At 62.9% G+C, this 14,425-nt stretch carries 12 protein-coding genes; 7 read left to right on the top strand and 5 right to left on the bottom strand.

From position 1 onward, the window contains the following. Positions 1 to 204 precede the first annotated feature (204 nt). From holA to leuS, 3 genes are all read right to left on the bottom strand, one after another. The gene (holA, locus tag KUV45_RS16675; protein ID WP_222163431.1) at positions 205 to 1,266 is read right to left on the bottom strand and encodes a DNA polymerase III subunit delta; all 1,062 of its coding nucleotides are present in this window, start codon (positions 1,264 to 1,266) and stop codon (positions 205 to 207) included. Positions 1,267 to 1,273: 7 nt separating this feature from the next. Further along, positions 1,274 to 1,765 (bottom strand): LPS assembly lipoprotein LptE, encoded by a 492-nt coding sequence (gene lptE / locus KUV45_RS16670; protein ID WP_222163430.1) that lies wholly within the window; start codon positions 1,763 to 1,765, stop codon positions 1,274 to 1,276. A gap of 93 nt (positions 1,766 to 1,858) precedes the next feature. Then, positions 1,859 to 4,435 (bottom strand): leucine--tRNA ligase, encoded by a 2,577-nt coding sequence (leuS, locus tag KUV45_RS16665; protein WP_222163429.1) that lies wholly within the window; start codon positions 4,433 to 4,435, stop codon positions 1,859 to 1,861. Between the two features lie 228 nt (positions 4,436 to 4,663). Here leuS and KUV45_RS16660 point away from each other — a divergent pair, with 228 nt between their 5' ends. Continuing rightward, a complete protein-coding gene (locus KUV45_RS16660; protein ID WP_206943242.1) occupies positions 4,664 to 5,176 on the top strand; it encodes a zinc ribbon-containing protein in 513 nt (170 codons plus the stop codon). Between the two features lie 89 nt (positions 5,177 to 5,265). Here the strand turns inward: KUV45_RS16660 and KUV45_RS16655 are convergent, their stop codons facing one another. Both KUV45_RS16655 and KUV45_RS16650 read right to left on the bottom strand, forming a co-directional pair. Beyond that, positions 5,266 to 6,609, bottom strand: coding sequence for a hypothetical protein (locus tag KUV45_RS16655; protein WP_222163428.1), 1,344 nt, complete (start codon positions 6,607 to 6,609; stop codon positions 5,266 to 5,268). A gap of 139 nt (positions 6,610 to 6,748) precedes the next feature. Then, the gene (locus tag KUV45_RS16650; RefSeq protein ID WP_206943238.1) at positions 6,749 to 7,657 is read right to left on the bottom strand and encodes a LysR family transcriptional regulator; all 909 of its coding nucleotides are present in this window, start codon (positions 7,655 to 7,657) and stop codon (positions 6,749 to 6,751) included. A 370-nt stretch (positions 7,658 to 8,027) separates the two neighbouring features. Between KUV45_RS16650 and leuC the strand changes: the two genes are divergently transcribed. From leuC to KUV45_RS16620, 6 genes are all read left to right on the top strand, one after another. After that, positions 8,028 to 9,473 carry a 3-isopropylmalate dehydratase large subunit gene (gene leuC, locus KUV45_RS16645; protein WP_206943236.1) on the top strand — a complete coding sequence of 482 codons (1,446 nt, stop codon included), beginning with the start codon at positions 8,028 to 8,030 and terminating at the stop codon, positions 9,471 to 9,473. Between the two features lie 3 nt (positions 9,474 to 9,476). Then, positions 9,477 to 10,130 carry a 3-isopropylmalate dehydratase small subunit gene (leuD, locus tag KUV45_RS16640; RefSeq protein WP_222163427.1) on the top strand — a complete coding sequence of 218 codons (654 nt, stop codon included), beginning with the start codon at positions 9,477 to 9,479 and terminating at the stop codon, positions 10,128 to 10,130. Between the two features lie 65 nt (positions 10,131 to 10,195). Then, on the top strand, positions 10,196 to 11,269 hold the full coding sequence (leuB, locus tag KUV45_RS16635) for a 3-isopropylmalate dehydrogenase (protein ID WP_206943232.1): 1,074 nt from the start codon (positions 10,196 to 10,198) through the stop codon (positions 11,267 to 11,269). Positions 11,270 to 11,407: 138 nt separating this feature from the next. Then, positions 11,408 to 12,520, top strand: a complete 1,113-nt coding sequence (asd, locus tag KUV45_RS16630; protein ID WP_222163425.1) for an aspartate-semialdehyde dehydrogenase — start codon at positions 11,408 to 11,410, stop codon at positions 12,518 to 12,520. A gap of 258 nt (positions 12,521 to 12,778) precedes the next feature. Beyond that, positions 12,779 to 13,750: a tRNA pseudouridine(38-40) synthase TruA gene (truA, locus tag KUV45_RS16625; protein ID WP_206943229.1), complete on the top strand. Its 972-nt coding sequence runs from the start codon at positions 12,779 to 12,781 to the stop codon at positions 13,748 to 13,750. Beyond that, a complete protein-coding gene (locus KUV45_RS16620; RefSeq protein ID WP_222163424.1) occupies positions 13,747 to 14,400 on the top strand; it encodes a phosphoribosylanthranilate isomerase in 654 nt (217 codons plus the stop codon). The genes truA and KUV45_RS16620 overlap by 4 nt, the downstream gene beginning before the upstream one ends. Positions 14,401 to 14,425 lie beyond the last annotated feature (25 nt).

Genomic DNA, 14,425 nt, shown 5'->3' with positions numbered 1-14,425 from the left:
GGGCCACTACCTCTTCTGGGCCTGAACCTGTAGCCCCAGCGGCGACGTCAGTACCCATCACCGTCGCTACCACCAGCACTGATGCAGCGGGCAGGCCCGCTGTCAGCATCGACGGCCCTGGCAACAGAACGGTCAGCAGATCTGTCAGCCGACCAGCCAGACGATCTGTCAGTCGTCTGGCAGCGTAGAGGTGCCCGCAAACGACTACTGCGCTACCCGGTAGGCCCAGGGCATTTCGGCCAGTAGGCCACGTCCGCCGGCCAGCGTCAGGGTAAGGTCCTGAATGCCTTGCTCCAGGGGCAGGTCTGCGGCGCCCTTGATGGCCAGGTCAAGGCGCTGAGCGAACATCAGCAGCTTGTGAAGACGTTTCAGCGGCAATCGTCGAATCGCTTCCTGATAGGCGGGTCGTCGACGGTCAAAGATGGGGGGCTTCTGCGCCTTGCAGGCGTGTTCGAAGCTCTGGCCCTGATCGAGGTGCTGATGCAGGGAGAGGAGCGTGCGAATTTCCCGGGTCAGGGCCCACAGGATGATGGGGGGTTCAGTGCCCTCGGCCGCCAGGCCAGCCAGGATCCGCAGCACGCGTTCACGTTCTGCCTTGAGACAGGCATCCACCAGGGTGAATACGTCGTAGCGGGCGCTGCTTTCGACCCCTCCAGCCACCTCCCGTGGCGATATCTGTGTGCCGGCGGGCAGGATCAGGGCGAGCTTCTGCAGCTCCTGGTCTGCTGCCAGCAAGTTACCTTCGGTGCGCTCGCCCAGCAGCCGGGCGGCGTCCATTGACATGGACAGGCCGTGTCGCTGGGCGCGGTCCCTGAGCCAGAAACCTAGACGGGAGGCATCAACCGGCCACACCGGTACAAACAGACCCAGCTTGTCGAGGGCCTTGAACCAGGCGCTTTTCTGCTCTCTGGCATCGAGCTTGGCACAGCTGACCAGCAGTATGTTGTCACTGCCCTGGGCCTGCTCCGCGTACTCCTTCAGCGCCTTGCCACCTTCCTGACCGGGCTTGGCGCTGCCGAGACGCAACTCGATCAGCTTGTGCGAGGCAAACAGCGACATGCTGGCAGCAGATTCGATCAGCCGACCCCAGGCGAAATTGGCTTCCACGTGGAGCACGTCGCGTTCCTCGACGCCGCTGTCCTTGGCCTTGGCTCGTACCAGGTCACAGGCTTCCATATGCTGCAGAGGTTCATCCCCGGCGACGATGATCACCGGGGGAATGGATTTTGCCAGGGCGTCAGGCAGCTTGTCGGCGAAAACCTTCATGAACGACTCAGATTTCCTGGATGGCGCGCAGGCGATCAATCATCTGACGCACGGCCTCGCGGCGGGCATCCTCGAGAGCATCGTTACGCAGTTCGTCCTGGGACAGCAGGTTGTCGTCGGTGATCGAGAACTCCTGGATCACTTCCACCGCCTGGCGGTCCGCCACGTAGGCGCCGTCGCTGGCTCGCTGGATGGAGTATGGCACTCGCAGGACAAGCTCCTGGTCCTGTGAGCCGGTATCCAGCACACCCACCTGACGGGTGATGATATCTTCCCCACCCAGGTTGAGGCGCAGCGGGGCATCGGCGTCGATGCGAGTGCCGAGGTTTTCAAGGCGCGAGGCCAACTGCTTGGCAAAGTCAGTGTCGGCACCTTCCAGCGCCAGGCTGTCGAGTGCCAGCACCTCGCCGCCGACGCCCCTGAGGTGAAAACCGCAACCGGCCAACAAAAGTCCTGCGCCTGAGGCCAGAGCCAGGCCGAGGAAGTCGCGTCGTTGCATGTGAACTCCTTGTCGCGATACGGAGAAGCCGGGGCGGATGCCCCGGCGGTCTGCATTTAGCGTTGAGCCCCGTGCAGGACGGAGCCAGTGCATTCAATTGGCAACGATATTCACCAGCTTGCCAGGCACGACGATGACCTTGCGCAACGTCTTCCCATCCACGTGACGCTGCACGTTGTCGTTGGCCAGCGCCAGGGCTTCAACCTGGGCCTTGTCGGCGTCTGCGGGCACTTCCAGGCGCGCTCGCAGCTTTCCGTTGACCTGTACCACCAGCTCGATACTGTCGCGAGCGAGGGCGCTGTCGTCCACTTCAGGCCAGCTGGCGTCGATGACGGCGCCTTCGTGGCCCAGTGTCTGCCACAGGGCGTGGCAAGCATGGGGGGTGATCGGCGCCAGCAGCAACACACAGGCCTCGATGGCCTCCCGCTCCACAGCCAGGCCGGCCGGGGAGGTGTCGTTGAACTTGGCGAGCGCGTTGCTCAGCTCCATGACCGCGGCGATGGCGGTGTTGAAGGTGGTGCGACGACCAATGTCGTCACCGGCCTTCTTGATCGTTTCGTGGGTCTTGCGACGCAGTTCCCGCTGGGTGTCATCGAGCGTCTCAAGAGTGGCCTGGTCAAGCGTGCCTGGCGCACCGGCGTCCAGGTGTTCGGAGACCTGGCGCCACAGGCGCTTGAGGAAGCGGTGTGCGCCCTCAACGCCAGAGTCGGACCACTCCAGCGACTGCTCCGGTGGTGCGGCGAACATCATGAACAGGCGCACCGTGTCGGCCCCGAAGCGATCGATCATGGCCTGGGGATCGACACCATTGTTCTTCGATTTGGACATCTTTTCGATGCCGCCCATCTCTACCGGCTGCCCGTCGCTGATCAGGGTGGCGCTAAGCGGACGGCCCTTGTCGTCACGCTTGACCTCGACGTCGGCCGGGTTGAACCATTCCTTGCCACCGTTGGACTGGGGCCGATAGAAGGTTTCTGCGATGACCATGCCCTGGGTCAGCAGGCGCTGGAACGGCTCGTCTGAGTCGACCAGGCCAAAGTCGCGCATCAGCTTATGGAAGAAGCGCGCGTACAGCAGGTGCAGGATGGCGTGTTCGATGCCGCCGATGTAGAGATCGACAGGCAGCCAGTAATTGGCCCGTTCATCCAGCATGGCCTCGGTGTTGTCGGCACAGCAGAAACGGGCGTAGTACCAGGACGACTCCATGAAGGTGTCGAAGGTGTCGGTTTCCCGGGTCCAGCCGTCGCCCAGGTCGCTGAAGGCGGGCATCTTCTTGAGCGGCGAGCCTGACGCGTCCACGGTGACTTCCAGCGGCAAGGCGACCGGCAGTTCGTCATCGGTGAGCGGCACGGTCTGGCCTTCAGGACCGTACTTGACCGGAATCGGGGCGCCCCAGTAGCGCTGACGAGCGACGCCCCAGTCGCGCAGGCGGTAGTTGGTCTTGACGTTGCCACGACCCTCCTGCTCGAGGCGAGCGGCGATGGCATCGAAGGCGGCCTGGAAGTCGAGGCCGTCGAACTCACCAGAGTTGATCAGGGGGCCGTGCTCGACCCAGGCGCCTGCGGACAGGTCGGGGGCGTTGCCGTCAGCGTCGGCAATCACCGCGCGGATCGGCAGCTGGTACTTGGTCGCGAACTCCCAGTCGCGCTGGTCGTGGCCAGGCACGGCCATGACGGCGCCGGTGCCGTACTCCATCAGCACAAAGTTGGCCACGTATACCGGCACGCGATCGCCGGTCAGCGGATGAATCGCCTCGTAGCCTGTGGCCATGCCACGCTTTTCCATGGTGGCAAGCTCGGCCTCGGACGTTCCCCCTTGGGCACACTCTTCGATAAAGGCGGCCAGTTCGGGCTTGTCGCTGGCTGCCTTGATGGCCAGCGGGTGACCGGCGGCCACGGCCACGTAGGTCACCCCCATCAGCGTGTCAGGACGGGTGGTGTAGACGCGCAGCGGGTCGTCGCCAGCCACATCGAAGGCCAGCTCCACGCCGCGGGACTTGCCGATCCAGTTGCGCTGCATGGTCTTGACCTGCTCAGGCCACTCGACCTTGTCGAGGTCTGCCAGCAATTCATCTGCGTAGTCGGTGATCTTGAGGAACCACAGCGGGATTTCCTTGCGCTCGACCGGCGCGCCGGAGCGCCAACCGCAGCCATCGATGACCTGTTCGTTGGCCAGGACCGTCTGATCGACCGGATCCCAGTTGACGGTGGACATCTTCTTGTAGACCAGGCCCTTCTCGACCAGCTTGGTGAAGAACCACTGCTCCCAGCGATAGTAGTCGCTGTCGCAGGTGGCGAACTCGCGGTCCCAGTCGTAGGCGAAGCCCAGCGCCTTGAGCTGTGCCCGCATATAGTCGATGTTCTCGTAGGTCCACTTGGCGGGGGGGACCTGGTTCTTGATCGCGGCGTTTTCGGCGGGCATGCCAAAGGCGTCCCAGCCCATAGGCTGCATCACATTCTTGCCTTGCATGCGCTGGAAGCGTGTTACCACGTCGCCGATGGTGTAGTTGCGTACATGCCCCATGTGCAGCTTGCCGCTGGGGTAGGGGAACATCGACAGGCAGTAGAACTTTTCCCGGTTCGCGTCCTCTAGTGCCTTGAAGCACTGATTGTCGTTCCAGAATGTCTGAGCGTCGCGTTCGATTTCGTGGGGCTTGTACTGGGCGTCCATCGCGGTCTTCGAGTACCTTGCAATCAAGGCGCGCCCAAGGCGGCGCGCAGGGTGTGGGTATCGTCCGGTGGCAGGGTTGTGCAGAATCAACAGTTAGCGCGGCGACCACCGGCGCGGCAATGATGCACGCAAGGATACCCCAGCTGCCTGGGGTCCGGCTATGGTGGGCCGCTTGTGTTGCGCCTGGTAAGCCCGGGCAGCAACGTTCATCTCAAGGAGGATACGGTCATGAGTGAACAGCATTCCAATCCAGGAGAGCATCGGCTGAGGGACGGCTATGAGCGGATGCTTGCGCGCCTCAAGGAAGGCGCCGAGGACCTGACCTGGGACAACCTGCAGAAGGATCTGGACGACGCGGTCGAATTCGAGGCAGAGCTTGAGGAATACACCAAGGATGAGCTGGCGCTGCTGCGAGCCTGGGTCGAGCGTGACTTGAGAGACATGCGCCGCTACCTGGCCGCCGGGGGAGAGGGGGTCGCCAGCTGGTTGGGGATTGACCTGACCATTCTGTCGAGAAAGGTGGTGGATTCGCTGTTGTCCATTGCCGACCGCAGCGTCATCGAGCGCGAGAGGCTTGAAGACGACCTGGAGGCGTCCCGTGCCGACTATACGGCGGGCGAACTTGCCGCGCCGGGACGGATGTCCTGCGTGCACTGCGATGCGGCGGTCGAGCTGCACGGCGTCACGCGCATTGAACCATGCCACCAATGCGGGCATCGCTATTTCGTGCGCGCTGCCTGAGGCGTACGGGTGTCGGGTGACAATGCTTGGGCGAAGGGGCGTCGGCCCCTTCGCTGAGTGAATGCGCGCCCTTGCGACCTGGACCGGGCTCAGGCCGCCACAGCGTGGCCGAGCCAGGCGATGGCGGCCAGCACCAGCAGTGACATGACCAGCGCGTAACGCAAGTTGTGTCGCATCATGCGGTAACCGCTGACCCCGTAGCGTCCCTGCAGCGAGAGGTTGATGCCCGACAGTGGGCCGACGCTGGTGCCTACGGCCCAGGAGGCAAGCGCGACAAAGCCAAATAGGGTCTGGTGGGGGCCGTCCAGTTCCAGCATGGAGGCCAGTACCGACACGCCAATGATCGGGTGCAGGCCAGCGATCGCGCTGATGACGATGGCCAGGTAGCTTGAGGCCGCGGCGAGCGCGCCAAACTCCGGGAAGAGCGTCCAGTTGCCCGCCGTTGCCGCATCCACCAGTACCGACAGTCCCTTGGTCAACAGACCGGCGCAGAGAAACAGGGTGATCTCCCCGCGCATGCCCGGCAGTCGGTAGTGGAAGTGCCGGACCATGCGTTCGCGGGCCACGCTCAGTCCCCGTGCAAGATTCGTCACGATAGCCAGTAGGGGCATAAGAAAGGTGATGATGCTGACGATCGTCAGTGACGGTGTCACGACGAAGTGGAACAACATGACCAGGGCGGCGATGACGGCCGGCATCAACAGGCTAGCAGGGGATAGTGAGAAGCCTGGCACCGTCGACACGTCGAAGCGACGTGACAGTTCAATCACGCTGTAGAGCCCTCCAGCGAAGGCCAGCGGAAGGCCAACGCTGAGCAGGGTGGTGTACTGGAGTGACGGCGCCAGGGACAGCACGACACCCATGGCGGCGAAGAAGGGTGACCACAGCGCTGCGCTGGACAATCCACGGTTGAGCCCAAGCAGTTGAGGCTCCGACAAAGGGCCGCGCCGTTCAAGGCGATCACCGACCATGAAGACGGTGGACAGATTGAGGATGCCACCGAGCAGATGGACCCCTAGCCAGGTCCCGATCAACCCCCTGCGACCCGTGACGGGCTGACTTGTGGGCTCGCGCGTTGGCGGGCGTCCGATCAGCGCGATGAAGCTGACGCCGGTCAACATGGCCACCACGAAGGCGTTACCGTCCAGCAACGTCATCAGCGCTGGGCGCGCATCGAACAGCGTCATTGCCACGGCCAGAAAGAGGACGCCGAGTAGCGCCAGAACACCCGCCTGCCACTGGTTTCGCCGAGGGATATCCGGCCATAGCAGGGCGCTGGCGAGCCAGAACGGGAGGCTGACGCTCACGCTCGGCAGCCATGGCGCCAGCATGCTCGCAACCTGCATGGCCAAGCCGGTAAGCAGCAGTAGCGCCGCCAGGCGATGGCGCAAGGGGGGCAGCGGAGGCGTGTTCGCGGCGGATGAGGTGTGCATGCCTGAGTCCCTTTGGCGTTGGTGGTCCTGTTGGGTCGAGTGGCGAAGTGGGTCGAGTGACGAGTTCGGTCTGCTGGCGAGTTAGGTCTGTTGGCAAGGTGCGCTGTCATGAAGCGAGGCACCTTACGACGATCAGGTGTCAATCGGCAGCGGCAGCAGGCGTTTCTGCATGCGTGTCGAACAGCTCCAGCAGTGAGCGGGCCGCATTGGAGAGCGTCCGGTCCCGGTGGGTCAGGTAGCCGAGGGGACGATGGATAGGCTGGGCGTCTGGCATCAGTCTAACGAGCCGTCCATCGACAATCTCGCGCCTGACCATGGAGTCCGGCAAGAGGGTCCAGCCTAGCCCAGCGGTAGCCATCATTTTCAGCGTTTCCAGATAGTTGGTCGACTGTCCTACGGTAGGCACCAGGCCATGGGCGGCCAGCCGCTCGAGGATCAGCTGCCGGGTGAAGGTCAGCGGGCCCGGCAGAAGTGCGTCGTGGCGTGCCAGGGACGCCAGGTCCAGCGGGTGCTCTCGAGACAGCGGATGTTCAGGAGACGCGACAAAGCTCAGCTCGTCCGTCCACAGTTGGCGAGCATGCAGCTGGCTGTCTGGCGCGGCAGACAGCGTGACCAGTGCGACCTCGATGTCGCCGTCCAGCACGCCCTGATAGGCCTGTTCCGAGTCCAGAAAGCGCAGGTCCAGCCGCACCTTGGGAAAACGCCTGACGTAGTCCTCCAGAATAGGCGGCAAGCGGTGAAGGCCAATGTGATGGCTGGTCGCTAGAATCAGGGCGCCCGAGACATCGCCGGTAAGATTGCCAAGCGCCCGGCGACTGTCGTCGACCATGACCAGGATCTGGCGCGCCCTGGGCAATAGCAGGCGTCCCGCTTCGGTCAGGCTGACGCGCCTGCCGATACGGTCGAACAGGCGCGCACGGGTCAGGGTTTCCAGGGTGGCGATGCGCTTGCTGACAGCCGGCTGCGTCAGATGCAGCTGTTCCGCGGCGCGAGAGAAGCTGCCGCTGTCCGCCACCGCCAGGAACGCCTGCAGACTTTGCGTATCCATGACGGGCTCCAGAAAAAGATGTATTCCATACAGGAATCGTTTGAATAAATAACATGAATTGATTTTATTGGCGAGTGGCGCGAGACTCGTCCTATCGCCAGCGCGACGTGCCCGGATAGCCCGGTAGAATGACCCGGCAGAATGACCCGGCAGGGCACCTGGTGGCGATGACACGACCCGGTCACAGCACAAGCCACTGGGCAGTGGCACTAGAAAGATCAGCGATACCCTTACACCGTGGCAGCACGCAGAGAGGCATGACACACGGATGCCGAGCCAGCCGACATGGCGGTCCGTGGCAAGCCTCCGCAACGCTTAGACAGACCTTGACGCAAACGCTCGAGGCAGGACTTGAGGCAGGAGATTCCGCATGGCAGGCCAGACGCTTTACGACAAGTTGTGGCAGCAGCACTTGGTGAAAGAGCGCGACGACGGCACGGCGCTGATCTACATTGATCGGCAGCTGCTCCACGAGGTGACCTCGCCCCAGGCGTTCGAGGGGCTCAGGATCGCCGGTCGCCAGCCCTGGCGCCTGGATGCCAACCTGGCAACCCCCGATCACAACGTGCCAACGACCGTAAAAGAACGGGCCGAGGGCAATACCGGGATCAAGGATCCAGTGTCGTTGATCCAGGTCCAGACGCTGGATGACAACTGCGATGCGTTTGGCATCGAGGAATTCCGCATCAATGATCCGCGTCAAGGCATCGTGCATGTGGTCGGCCCTGAGCAGGGTGCAACCCTGCCCGGCATGACCGTGGTGTGTGGTGACTCTCACACGGCCACCCATGGCGCCTTTGCCGCGCTCGCCCACGGGATCGGTACCTCTGAGGTCGAGCACGTGCTGGCGACCCAGTGTCTGCTGGCGCAGAAGATGAAGAACATGCAGGTGCGTGTCGAGGGCACCTTGGGTCAGGGCGTCACCGCCAAGGACGTGGTGCTTGCCATCATCGGCGAGATCGGCACCGCTGGCGGTACCGGGTATGCGATCGAGTTTGCGGGTAGTGCGATCCAGAGCCTGACCATGGAAGGGCGCATGACAGTCTGCAATATGGCCATCGAGGCAGGAGCACGGGTTGGGCTGATTGCCGTCGACGATACCACCATCGACTATCTCGCCGGACGTCCCTTCGCACCTACCGCCGAGCAGTGGGAGGCAGCGGTGGCTGACTGGCGCCAGCTGGTGTCTGATGCCGATGCCGCTTTCGACAAGGTAGTGACCATCGCCGCCGAGAGCATCGAGCCTCAGGTCAGCTGGGGTACCAGCCCGGAAATGGTGACCGGAGTCAGTGGCGAGGTGCCGGATCCCGCTCAGGCGGCAGACGACACCGCACGCACCGGCATCACCCGTGCGCTGGAATACATGGGCCTTGCGCCACGTCAGAAGATTACCGATATCCGGCTCGACAAGGTATTCATCGGCTCCTGCACCAACTCGCGCATCGAGGATTTGCGCGAAGCGGCCAAGGTGGCCCGTGGCCGCAAGGTGGCGGACAGCGTTCAGCTGGCCATGGTCGTGCCCGGCTCCGGTCTGGTGAAACGTCAGGCCGAACAGGAAGGTCTCGACAAGGTATTTATCGAGGCGGGATTTGAATGGCGCGAGCCCGGCTGTTCCATGTGCCTGGCGATGAATGCCGACAAGCTGGGTGCGGGAGAGCATTGTGCCTCCACCTCCAACCGTAACTTCGAAGGTCGCCAAGGGTATGGCGGTCGCACCCACCTGGTGAGCCCGGCCATGGCCGCCGCCGCTGCGATCGCCGGACACTTTGTCGACGTGCGCAGCTTTGATTCCACTACCGCTCGCCAGGAGGCCTGAGCCATGCAAAAGTTCGAACGCCTCGAAGGTCTGGTGGCGCCAATGGATCGCGCCAATGTCGACACCGACCTGATTATTCCCAAGCAGTTTCTCAAGTCGATCAAGCGCACCGGCTTTGGCGTCAACTTGTTTGACGAACTGCGCTACCTGGACGAAGGGCAGCCGGGTCAGGACGTCAGTCAGCGTCCCTTGAATCCGGACTTCGTGCTCAATCAGCCGCGCTACCAGGGGGCCAAGGTGTTGCTTGCGCGCCGTAACTTTGGTTGCGGGAGTTCGCGCGAGCATGCGCCCTGGGCGCTGGAGGACTTCGGCTTCCGCGTTGTCATCGCGCCGAGCTTTGCCGATATCTTCTACAACAATGCCTTCAAGAACGGCATCCTGTTGATCACGTTGAGTGAAGATCAGGTGGATCGTCTGTTTGCTGAAGTGCACGCCAACGAGGGGTACTGCCTCGATGTGGATCTTGAGCACCAGCGGGTGACGACACCCAGTGGCGAGATTCTCGAGTTCGAGGTAGATGCGTTCCGTAAGCACTGTCTGCTTGAAGGGCTGGATGACATTGGCATCACCCTCCAGGATGAAGACGCCATCGCGGCCTTTGAGTCTCGCCATCGGGCCGCTCGTCCGTGGCTGTTCCGCGAGCCCGCCAAGGCCTAGGCGATTTACCGCCCGGCCTGGAGCAGGCCGGGTGACTGTTTGCACTGTCTCAGGAATACATGGTTATGACCCGCAAGATTCTTGTCCTTCCCGGTGATGGCATCGGACCGGAAATTACCGCCCAGGCCACTCGCGTGCTGGACGCCCTGAAGGCGAAAGGGCTGGACGTCGAGGTCGAGCAGGGGCTGGTGGGTGGTGGTGCCTATGACGTGCATGGGGTGCCGCTGCCTGACGAGACGCTGTCCAAGGCGCGACAGGCCGACGCCATTCTGCTGGGGGCGGTGGGAGGCCCTCAGTGGGATACCATCGAGGACCTCAGCAAGCGCCCGGAGAAGGGGCTCTTGGGCCTGCGCAAGGAGCTGGGCCTGTTCGGCAACCTGCGCCCCGCGATCCTGTATCCGCAGCTGGCAGAAGCCTCAACGCTCAAGCCTGACGTTGTGTCTGGGCTCGACATCATGATCGTGCGTGAACTGACGGGCGGGATCTACTTCGGTCAGCCCCGTGGTGTCGAAGAACGTGGCGGTGAGCGGGTCGGTTTCAATACCTATGTGTACAGCGAAAGCGAGATCGAGCGCATCGGGCGTGTCGCGTTCGAGATGGCTCAGAAGCGCGGCAAGAAACTGTGCAGCGTGGACAAGGCCAACGTGCTGGAAGTCACCATTCTGTGGCGTGAGGTCATGGAGCGTCTGGCACCAGAGTATCCCGATGTCGAGCTGTCCCACATGTACGTGGACAACGCGGCCATGCAGCTGGTGCGTGCGCCCAAGCAGTTTGATGTGGTGGTAACCGGCAACATGTTCGGCGATATTCTGTCGGACGCCGCCGCCATGCTGACGGGATCCATCGGCATGCTGCCTTCAGCGTCTCTCAATGAATCCGGTCAGGGCATGTACGAGCCTTGTCACGGTAGTGCTCCGGATATCGCCGGCAAGGGCATTGCCAACCCGCTCGCCACGATTCTGTCGGTGGCGATGATGTTGCGCTACTCTCTTAATGAGCCAGCCATGGCTGAGCGCATCGAGGCGGCGGTGGGCAAGGTGCTGGATCAGGGGCTTCGCACGGCGGATATCGCCTATCCGGGCACCCGCCAGGTCAGCACCGCCGAGATGGGTGACGCGGTGCTCGCCGCACTGGACTGAGCGAGAGCGGAACACAACGCTGAGCGAGGGGCCATCGGCGTCTCGCGAAGGTGAAGCGGAAAGCCTACCGGCAGCATCTGAAAGGTGCTGCCGGTTTCTGTATAATGATTGTCTCACTCGATTTCTAGAGGACTTCACATGTTGAAAGTCGGTTTCGTCGGTTGGCGTGGCATGGTGGGTTCCGTGCTCATGCAGCGGATGGTGGAAGATGGGGATTTCAACGGCATCGAGCCGGTGTTCTTCACCACCTCCCAGGTTGGTCAGGCCGGCCCCGACGTAGGTGTGGACGTGCCTCCGCTGAAAGACGCCTTCGATATCGAGGCGTTGAAGGCGCTGGACGTGATCATCACCTGTCAGGGCGGTGACTACACCAAGAAGGTCTATGAGGACCTGCGTGGCGGTGGCTGGAAGGGCTACTGGATTGATGCTGCCAGCACCCTGCGCATGAGCGATGATGCCACCATCGTGCTTGATCCGGTCAACCGCAAGGTGATTGACGCTCAGCTTGATGCTGGCGCGAAGACCTTTGTCGGCGGTAACTGCACCGTCAGCTTGATGCTGATGGGCCTTGGCGGTCTGTTCGAAGCCGATATGATCGAATGGATGACGTCCATGACCTATCAGGCGGCGTCAGGCTCCGGTGCCAAGCACATGCGCGAACTGCTCAACCAGATGGGCGGATTGCGTGACAGCGTGGCCAGCGAGCTGGCCGATCCCGCCAGCGCGATTCTGGATATCGATCGCAAGGTCACTGCGGCCATGCGCTCCGGCGAGATTCCGACGGACAACTTTGGTGCGCCGCTGGCCGGTAGCCTGTTGCCGTGGATCGACTCCAAGCTCGACAACGGTCAGAGCCGCGAGGAGTGGAAGGGCTTCGTCGAGACCAACAAGATTCTCGGTCGCCAGGACACGCCGGTGCCGATCGATGGTCTGTGCGTCCGTATCGGTGCCATGCGCTCCCACAGCCAGGCGTTCACCATCAAGCTGCGCCAGGATGTGCCGCTGGATGAGATCGAAGAGCGCATTGCTGCCCACAACGAGTGGGTCAGCGTCATTCCCAATGACAAGGACGCCACCATCGACGGGCTGACGCCGACCGCGGCAACCGGCACGTTGAACATCCCGGTGGGACGTCTGCGCAAGCTGAACATGGGCGGCGAGTATCTCAGCGCCTTCAGCGTGGGTGACCAGCTGCTGTGGGGGGCCGCCGAGCCGCTCAAGCGGATGCTCAAGGTGCTGCGCGAACGCTAAGACTGGCGTCAAGGCAGTGGATAAGGTAGTGAAACGTATCGGGGCACCTCAGGGTGCCCCGATGTCGTTTCTCGGCTGCATCGTCACGGTCTGGAGTGCCCCGGTTGGTCGACCAGACGGACGCTCCTCGAGCAAGATGCGCTGGTCGCAGCGCCTGCCTGTGGCAAGGCTGGTCGTCACCGAGCGGTTAAGGGATAATGCACCTCTCATTCGCGCAGATTCCTGCGTGGCCACCGCTTTCTTCGGCTTGCAGGTCGTATGTCCTTCTTTCATCACCTTGACGAACGTACTCCCATGGAGGGTCGGCTCGCGCTCAGCGTTGAGTACGATGGAACCCATTACTGTGGCTGGCAGCGGCTCAAGCACGCGCCCTCTGTTCAGGGCGCAGTAGAGGCGGCGCTGGCCAAGGTGGCGGGCGCACCGATCACCTTGCACTGTAGCGGCCGCACTGACTCGGGCGTGCATGCCACGCGGCAGATCGCCCACTTTGATCCGCCTGTGCAGCGTTCGGAAAAGGCCTGGGTGTTTGGCGGTAACGCCAACCTTCCTCGCGATATCGCCATCCGCTGGATTCGTCAGGTGCCGGATGAGTTTCACTCCCGGTTCAAGGCGCTGGCCCGTCGCTACCGGTACGTGATCTTGAATCAGCCCAGTCGGCCGGTGCTGGAGCGTGCCAATGCCACCTGGTGCCGTGACCCTCTGAATGCGGACGCCATGCACGTGGCTGCCCAGGCTCTGGTAGGCGAGCATGACTTCTCAAGCTTTCGCGCGGCTGGCTGCCAATCCAAGACGCCCTGGCGGCACTTGCACTTCATAGAAGTCCATCGGCATGGCCCGCTGGTGGTGGTCGACCTGCAGGCCAATGCGTTCCTGCATCACATGGTCCGTAACATCGTTGGCGCGCTGGTCACCGTTGGACGTGGCGAGCAGGGCACCGACTATATTCAGCGGCTGTTGGCGTTGCGCGACCGCCAGAAGAGTGACGTCACCGCCCCCGGCTGCGGCTTGCACTTTGTCGACACCCTGTATGATGAGCAGTGGCAGTTACCGGCGGAGCCTCTGGGGCCCAACCTACTGGCCTTTCTGGGCGAGTGGACCGGTGAGCGTCCCTTGCCGGACTGTCCGATGGTCGAGTTCCGACGTGGCCGCCCGATTGCCGAGACACGCCGAGCCGTTCGCGCCGAGGAGCTGGATGGAGCACCGTCCAAGACGTCTGAGGAAAGGTCATGACAGCAGCAATGCAGCGTACTCGGGTCAAGTTCTGCGGCCTCACCCGGGAACAGGACGTCGACGCCGCCGTGGCGTTGGGTGCTGATGCCATCGGTTTCGTACTGTGGGCGGGCAGCAAGCGGGCCGTCGACGTGGATCAGCTGGCGCGCTTGTCGACTCGGGTGCCGGCGTTCATTACGCGGGTGGGGCTGTTTGTCGATGCCGCCCCGGAAGAGGTGAGTCGGGCCCTGCCATGGCTGGACCTGCTGCAATTTCACGGTGATGAGTCCGCCGCCGAGTGCGAGCGCTATGATCGTGCCTATATCAAGGCCCTGAGAATGCGTGACGGGCTGGATGTTCACGCCGCCGCACGCTGCTACGACAGCGCCCGGGGGCTGCTGCTCGATGCCTACCGCCCAGGTGTGCCAGGTGGTACCGGTGATACTTTCGACTGGAGCCGAATTCCACCAGGGCTGGGTAAAGCTGTTATCCTCGCGGGCGGTTTGTCCGACGACAACGTCAGCCAGGCGATCCGCCAGGTGAGGCCCCATGCGGTGGATGTGTCGGGGGGCATCGAAAGTGCTGCCGCGATCAAGGATGCTGGGCGGATGCGTGCCTTCGTCAATGCGGTGGCATTGGGCGACAGGGTCGCGAACCAGACAAGCGTCTAGGAAGGGCGCTCAAGACGGGCGCTTG

Origin of the sequence: Halomonas sp. DP3Y7-2 (genome assembly GCF_019800795.1) — a bacterium.
Taxonomy (GTDB): Bacteria; Pseudomonadota; Gammaproteobacteria; order Pseudomonadales; family Halomonadaceae; genus Halomonas; species Halomonas litopenaei_A.
Note: the sequence above shows the minus strand (reverse complement) of the source record. Positions and strands in the feature narration are given on the sequence as shown.

Excerpts from the sequence above, each read along its gene's own strand:
- leuD (WP_222163427.1), top strand. The coding sequence starts at position 9,477 with ATGCAAAAGTTCGAACGCCTCGAAGGTCTGGTGGCGCCAATGGATCGC.
- holA (WP_222163431.1), bottom strand. The coding sequence starts at position 1,266 with ATGAAGGTTTTCGCCGACAAGCTGCCTGACGCCCTGGCAAAATCCATT.
- KUV45_RS16660 (WP_206943242.1), top strand. The coding sequence starts at position 4,664 with ATGAGTGAACAGCATTCCAATCCAGGAGAGCATCGGCTGAGGGACGGC.
- KUV45_RS16650 (WP_206943238.1), bottom strand. The coding sequence starts at position 7,657 with ATGGATACGCAAAGTCTGCAGGCGTTCCTGGCGGTGGCGGACAGCGGC.
- leuC (WP_206943236.1), top strand. The coding sequence starts at position 8,028 with ATGGCAGGCCAGACGCTTTACGACAAGTTGTGGCAGCAGCACTTGGTG.
- lptE (WP_222163430.1), bottom strand. The coding sequence starts at position 1,765 with ATGCAACGACGCGACTTCCTCGGCCTGGCTCTGGCCTCAGGCGCAGGA.
- KUV45_RS16620 (WP_222163424.1), top strand. The coding sequence starts at position 13,747 with ATGACAGCAGCAATGCAGCGTACTCGGGTCAAGTTCTGCGGCCTCACC.
- leuS (WP_222163429.1), bottom strand. The coding sequence starts at position 4,435 with ATGGACGCCCAGTACAAGCCCCACGAAATCGAACGCGACGCTCAGACA.
- truA (WP_206943229.1), top strand. The coding sequence starts at position 12,779 with ATGTCCTTCTTTCATCACCTTGACGAACGTACTCCCATGGAGGGTCGG.
- KUV45_RS16655 (WP_222163428.1), bottom strand. The coding sequence starts at position 6,609 with ATGCACACCTCATCCGCCGCGAACACGCCTCCGCTGCCCCCCTTGCGC.
- asd (WP_222163425.1), top strand. The coding sequence starts at position 11,408 with ATGTTGAAAGTCGGTTTCGTCGGTTGGCGTGGCATGGTGGGTTCCGTG.
- leuB (WP_206943232.1), top strand. The coding sequence starts at position 10,196 with ATGACCCGCAAGATTCTTGTCCTTCCCGGTGATGGCATCGGACCGGAA.